The following is a 5,325-nucleotide window of genomic DNA, read 5'->3' as shown; positions in this document are numbered from 1 at the left end:
TGGTCTCACTCTTGGTCTCATTCGCAAGCGTGCATCCCCGTGCAGTGGGGTTCCGCCCCAGGCGGGAACCTGCGGAGACGCGCCGGGATGAATGCGGGTGAACGGACCCGTATAGGCCGCTGAACTGCAGCAACACACTTGGACAGCGGGCACCTACGGCAAGGCTGGCTTGCGCCTGGTCGATGGAATCTCAGGCTGCGTGTCCAACTGCGCTACAACGGCCGCGTACTTCGACGTACGTCCACGGACATTGGGGGACTGTTCGCGCAGCTCAACCCCGGTGAGACCGCAGGTCGTGAAGGTACCCACATTGCTTCGGGACGAAGAGGCCCTGAGCCCCATCCGTTCAGATCTAGGGGCGGCGAGGGCCCACAGGACCGCGGGACACTGCCTGGTGGCCCGGGGTTCTGTACGTCGTACGTAAACATGTCAGTGGCGCGCTCCACCTGGACGCCAGGAACCACGCCCGCTCCACGGCGGCACAGCAGCGAAGTACAGCAACCACCGTGACCGCAGTCGACCGTCACCAGCCCCAGGCGACCGGCTGACCAGCCGAGCAGACCTCAGCGACCGCCTCGCCCGTAGTTCGGGACGAAGAGGGCCAAATCGAGGGCGCCTTCGGAGAAAATCCGGATCGGCATTACGGGACCCGACCATCCGGTGGAGACTGGAGCCCGCTCTCCCGCCTGGAGGAACAACGTGAAGTACGTGGTGCTCTACGAGTCCGCCTCAGACGTGCTGACGACGGCACCGGTCCACTTCCCAGCGCACAGGGCCCTGCTGGACGACTTCCACGCCCGCGGGCTGCTGTTGATGGTCGGCACCTTCGCAAACCCTGTGGAGGAGGGCTCGATGGCGATCTTCAGCACCAGGGAGGCCGCTGAGGAGTTCGTGAAGGGCGACCCGTTCGTCGTGAACGGGGTCGTCCAGTCGTGGACCATCCGTGAGTGGAACGAGATCCTCACGCCGTAGCGGTCAAGGCCTTTCTGGAGGGCAGCGCTGCTCGGTTTCGCCTGGGTCGTCGGTGGGCGCCTGAGCGCCCCCGCCGGTGGCCGGTTCGAGCGTGGACTGCTTGTCGAACGTCAGGACCAGGCCGCATGAGCGCCAACACATTTCGCAAGGACGAACCACCCGAGCACACGCGGTTCGCCGCCTACCTCCAAGCGCTGGAGCAGGTCGCCGACCCGGAGGAACTCGACCTGGTCGCCATGGTCCTCACCGACCCGGACCAGGCAATGGCCCAGTCCGTCATCGCAAGGCACTTGGATCGGCGAGCCGCCAACCTCTGCCCTGGGCCCGCCTACGAGCAATGGGCCCGGTCGATGACCGAGGCGACAGCCCGCCATCCTTTCCTGGCCCAACGGCTCCGCGAGTGGTCCCTGTTCCGAGTCATCTCGCTGGGGCAACCCTGGGGGGTTGACGCGTTGATCGCATCATCCGACTGGCTACAGCGCAAGATCACCGTAAGCCTGGAGGCTGCCGACGCGCTCGCGGTCCTCGCCGGGCACGGCCGCACCAAGCGGATCCGCAACGCCGCAGAAGCCAACCTCCGCAGCAGAGGCTGAGCCGGGAGCCGATGTAGGCGCCGCTCGCTCGAGTCTGGGGACCAACGGCCCAGGGCGGCCAAGCCGTTCGGCGGCACGTCCTCGGCCAGCCCGCTGCCGCAGCGGGAGCCGTCTCGCGGAGGTTTGGGGGTTGGTCGGGAATGTGGCGGAACGATTCGCCTGTTGGGGGGCGGCGGATTTGGGGGTTGGTTGGGACGGCGGGGTGGGCGGGTGGGTGATATTGGGGGTTTGTCGACAGATCGTCACGCTTGCGAGCTAAATGGGGCGGGAGGTCGGGTTCGGCGGGGGTGGGGTGGGCAACTCTGATCTCGGCGACGTCGCAGAGCCGGCGGGGCGGTCGGCCAACCGGACCCGCGAGCAAGCACCCCTGGAGGAGAACTCATGGCAAGCATCCGTACTGCTCGTGTCCTGGCCGCGATGTCGGCACTGCCGCTGGCGGCGGCGCTGTTCGCCGGGACGGCGATGGCCGACAACGGGGCGATCGCGGGCAACGGGTCGAATGCGACCGTGGTCAGCAACAGCGGCGGCAATGTCCGTGGCGACAACTTCGGCAGTGTGACGACGACGCAGCAGGCGGCCACGGGGGCGGGGGCGTCCAACCAGAACAACACGGCGAGCGTGGTGGGGTCGGCGTTCACGCAGATCCGGCAGTCGAACTGGGCCATCCACTTCGCACCGCAGGGATGACGCGGGCCCGGGCCGCTTGAACGGCCTGCGCAAGGGCGGCTGCGTGACGGCATCCTCAGTGCCGTCGCGCAGCCGCGTCCAGGGGGTGGGTTCTTTGTCCACAGGGTGTGGAAAACTTCTGGCTGCTTGACGGGGTGGCTCCCAGGAATAAATCTGACGGTTAGTCAGATTACCTTCTCTGGTGAGGCCGCCTCGTGCTCATATCAGCACAGAACCGGACAATACCTGACCTCCTCCGCCGTCTCAAGGCATACGAGGGCCAGGCCGCCGCCACCGAAGCGGCCGGCAAGGACCCGGTGAACGCGGCGATGATCCGGAACTGGTGCGAGGCCATGGGACATGCGGTGCCGGAGGACGGTGCGGCGCCGGCGGCGATGCTGCAGGTGTGGACCATGGGCGGGCTGTCGGGGCACGGCGGGGGAAACGGGGGCGCCCGGACGGCGGCGTACGAGGAGCTGCTGGCGCTGCTGGACGAGGCGGGGTGTACGTCGGTCGTGGCGACCGACAGCGAGCAGGAGTACGTACGGCCGCTGCGGCCCGGTGAGCGGATCAGCTTCGACACGGTGATCGAGTCGGTGTCGGCCCGGAAGTCCACGAAGCTGGGACGCCAACTGCGCGGCAGCAGCGTCAACCAGGTGCCCGGCGCCGCGCACGTCCTGGTCACGGCGGGGACCGGGGTGCCGACCTCGGGGCTGGTGCCGGGCGCGGACTGAGGCCCCACCGCAGCCCCGCGCCCGCCCCCAGCCCCGGTGTACGTCAGGCGCTCAGGCCCGCCCAGAACTCCTCGAACGTGAGTAGGCCGTCCTCATTGCTGTCCTTCGCCGCGATGACGGCCTGCGCCACCGTCTCGCTGACGTAGGGGTCACCGAGCTCGGCCATGACCTTCTTGTACTCGGCCGCCGTGATGTACCCGTCGCCGTCCAGGTCGTACCGCTCGAACGCCGTCCGCGCCGACTCAATGTCCGCCATCGAGGCTTCCCCTCCGTGTGTGCAGCTTGTCTGACCCGCACACATTAGCCGCGGTCGGGTTTACGGATAGAACCACCCGGGAGTCGCGGTGTAGACCCGGATCGGATAGTCACACGACCTCTCGAAAAAGGCCGTTGCCGACGACCGCGCCGCCAGCGTCTCGCCCCGCGCGTCCAGGCCGTCCGCCGCGACCAGCAGCCCGACCAGGGCTATGAGCCCGGCCACCCCCGCCAGCGGTCCGCGCCGCCACAGGGCGACCGACGCCACGACGCCCACCACGGCCGCCGCCGGGATCAGCGCGAGCGCCGCGTACGTGTAGTGGTCCGGGGCCAGAACCGCATGGCACAGCGCGTACTCCCTCGGCTTCCCCCCCTGCCAGCACCGGCACCCGTTCGGCGAGGGCGAGCAGCGGCAGCACCGCGCCAGCCCCGGCCAGTAGCGCGGCCCATCTATGACGGGGCCCTCCAGCCATCCGCTTCCCCCTCCATCAGCGCCGCGATCTGCGCCACGCTCCACTCACCCGCCGCCCCCGGCCGTGCCGCCAGGTACTCGGCGATCGTGCCCGCCTCCCACGCCCCCGCCTCGACCAGCCCGGCGGCCAGAAGCCCCAGGTAGCGGGCGGCCGGCTTCCGCCACGCCACGTCGGCGAGGGCCCAGGGCGCGGTGCAGGTCAACAGTGCCCGACCCTCGATCTCCCCGGCGCACACCACTGTCTCGTACCGCCCGTCCCCCAGCGCGACCCGATCCCCCGCCGTCAGTGTCGCCAGGTCGACGGCCAGATCGGCGTCCGGCACCCGGTGCATCTCCTGCGTCGCGATGTCCGCGAACTGCCCGGCGCTCAGCAGATGCGCCCGCCCCCACACAACCCCCGGCGCATCGGGATCGTAGAAGGCCATCCCGCCGGTCCACACCTTCGACTCGTACGCGAAGTAGACGCTCCCCGGCAGCTCAACGGCCACGGACCGCTCCGGCGGGCGCGGGTCACGGCAGCCGCCCAGGTAGCGGGCGAGGCGGGCACCGTGCATGTTGGAGCCGTAGGACGCGTACCAGACCTGCATGGAAGCGGCACTCCTCCAGAAGTCGGCAGCTCCTCCGTTGAACCGAGTTTCCTACTTCTTACGTGATCGAACAGTGAGCCCTCCGGACGCCGCGCCCACCGTGGCGTCCACGCGGAAGTACGTTCACGAAATGGAGCCCCGGCCATGAAGCTCGCCAAGCGCCTCACCCTCACCGCCGCCGCCCTCGCCACGGCGGGCGCTGCCCTACTCACCACCGCCACCTCGGGCCAGGCCGCGGACCAGCACCCGGTCCCGGCGCTTACCGGCATCCCCGCGGCGCTCCAGGTCCCGGACGGCAACCATCGCGTCGCCGTCCTCGACGCCAAGGGCGTGCAGACCTACACCTGCACCAACGGCGCCTGGACCTTCCTCGAACCCGCCGCCACCCTCTGGGCCAAGAACGACCCCACCAAGCAGCCGCTCGCCCTGCACTCCCGCGGCCCCGTCTGGATCTCCACCCGCGACGGCAGCGCCGTCAACGCCGCCGCCGCAGCCAGCGTCCCCCACACCGGCGCCATCCCCGAGCTCCTCCTCAAAGCCACCGCCACCCGCGGCAACGGCTTCTTCGGCAACATCTCCTACGTCCAGCGCCTCCGCACTCACGGCGGCCTCGCCCCCACCGCCCCCTGCACCGGCACCGCCCAAACCGGCGTCCCCTACTCCGCCACGTACGTCTTCTACGCCCCCACCCAGTAAGCCGGGGACCCACTGCCCCGGATACGGCAAAGCCCCCTCCGGGATGATCCAGAGGGGGCTTTGGCCTGCTGTGCACTCGGCAGGATTCGAACCTGCAACCTTCTGATCCGTAGCTCTATGTGGATGGGTCGGTGGCGGTCATAGCGGTCACTTCGAGGCTGCTGGGAGCTGCTGCTGGGCGGGGGCGGTTGCGGTGGTTGCTGTACTTGGCTGCTGTACCGCACCGCGCGGCCTCATCCACCTTGAACCGCAGCACCACCGCGACCAAGACTCCCAACGACACCTGGTCCGGCCGCGCGACGAACCCACCCGAATCCATGGACCCTGAGCCATACAGCAACCCTAGGCTC

At 69.2% G+C, this 5,325-nt stretch carries 8 protein-coding genes and 1 pseudogene; 5 read left to right on the top strand and 4 right to left on the bottom strand.

Annotated elements, in window-relative coordinates:
• The first annotated feature begins 699 nt into the window (after positions 1–699).
• The 4 genes and pseudogenes from EFK10_RS08340 to EFK10_RS08325 form a co-directional block, all read left to right on the top strand.
• The gene (locus tag EFK10_RS08340) at positions 700–972 is read left to right on the top strand and encodes a YciI family protein (protein WP_127355103.1); all 273 of its coding nucleotides are present in this window, start codon (positions 700–702) and stop codon (positions 970–972) included.
• Positions 973–1,097: 125 nt separating this feature from the next.
• Entirely contained in the window at positions 1,098–1,565 is a 468-nt protein-coding gene (locus tag EFK10_RS08335; protein ID WP_127355102.1) for a hypothetical protein, read from the top strand.
• A 381-nt stretch (positions 1,566–1,946) separates the two neighbouring features.
• Entirely contained in the window at positions 1,947–2,252 is a 306-nt protein-coding gene (locus EFK10_RS08330; RefSeq protein WP_127355101.1) for a hypothetical protein, read from the top strand.
• Positions 2,253–2,473: 221 nt separating this feature from the next.
• A pseudogene (locus EFK10_RS08325) lies at positions 2,474–2,857 on the top strand (hypothetical protein); the annotation flags it as partial.
• 151 nt (positions 2,858–3,008) lie between these two features.
• Here the strand turns inward: EFK10_RS08325 and EFK10_RS08320 are convergent.
• The 3 genes from EFK10_RS08320 to EFK10_RS08310 all read right to left on the bottom strand — a co-directional run bounded on the left by EFK10_RS08320 (position 3,009) and on the right by EFK10_RS08310 (position 4,279).
• The gene (locus tag EFK10_RS08320; RefSeq protein ID WP_127355100.1) at positions 3,009–3,221 is read right to left on the bottom strand and encodes an EF-hand domain-containing protein; all 213 of its coding nucleotides are present in this window, start codon (positions 3,219–3,221) and stop codon (positions 3,009–3,011) included.
• Positions 3,222–3,281: 60 nt separating this feature from the next.
• Positions 3,282–3,488 (bottom strand): hypothetical protein, encoded by a 207-nt coding sequence (locus EFK10_RS08315; RefSeq protein WP_127355099.1) that lies wholly within the window; start codon positions 3,486–3,488, stop codon positions 3,282–3,284.
• Between the two features lie 182 nt (positions 3,489–3,670).
• Positions 3,671–4,279 (bottom strand): histone deacetylase, encoded by a 609-nt coding sequence (locus EFK10_RS08310; RefSeq protein ID WP_127355098.1) that lies wholly within the window; start codon positions 4,277–4,279, stop codon positions 3,671–3,673.
• Positions 4,280–4,423: 144 nt separating this feature from the next.
• On the opposite strand from EFK10_RS08310, the gene EFK10_RS08305 reads away from it, so the two are divergent.
• On the top strand, positions 4,424–4,975 hold the full coding sequence (locus EFK10_RS08305) for a DUF3455 domain-containing protein (protein WP_127355097.1): 552 nt from the start codon (positions 4,424–4,426) through the stop codon (positions 4,973–4,975).
• Positions 4,976–5,090: 115 nt separating this feature from the next.
• Here the strand turns inward: EFK10_RS08305 and EFK10_RS48505 are convergent.
• A partial coding sequence (locus tag EFK10_RS48505; protein ID WP_206305360.1) for a hypothetical protein occupies positions 5,091–5,325 on the bottom strand: 235 nt, incomplete at its 5' end.

Source organism: Streptomyces soli, from assembly GCF_003999195.1.
Classification (GTDB): Bacteria; Actinomycetota; Actinomycetes; order Streptomycetales; family Streptomycetaceae; genus Actinacidiphila; species Actinacidiphila soli.
This window is presented reverse-complemented; position numbering and strand designations above follow the sequence as displayed.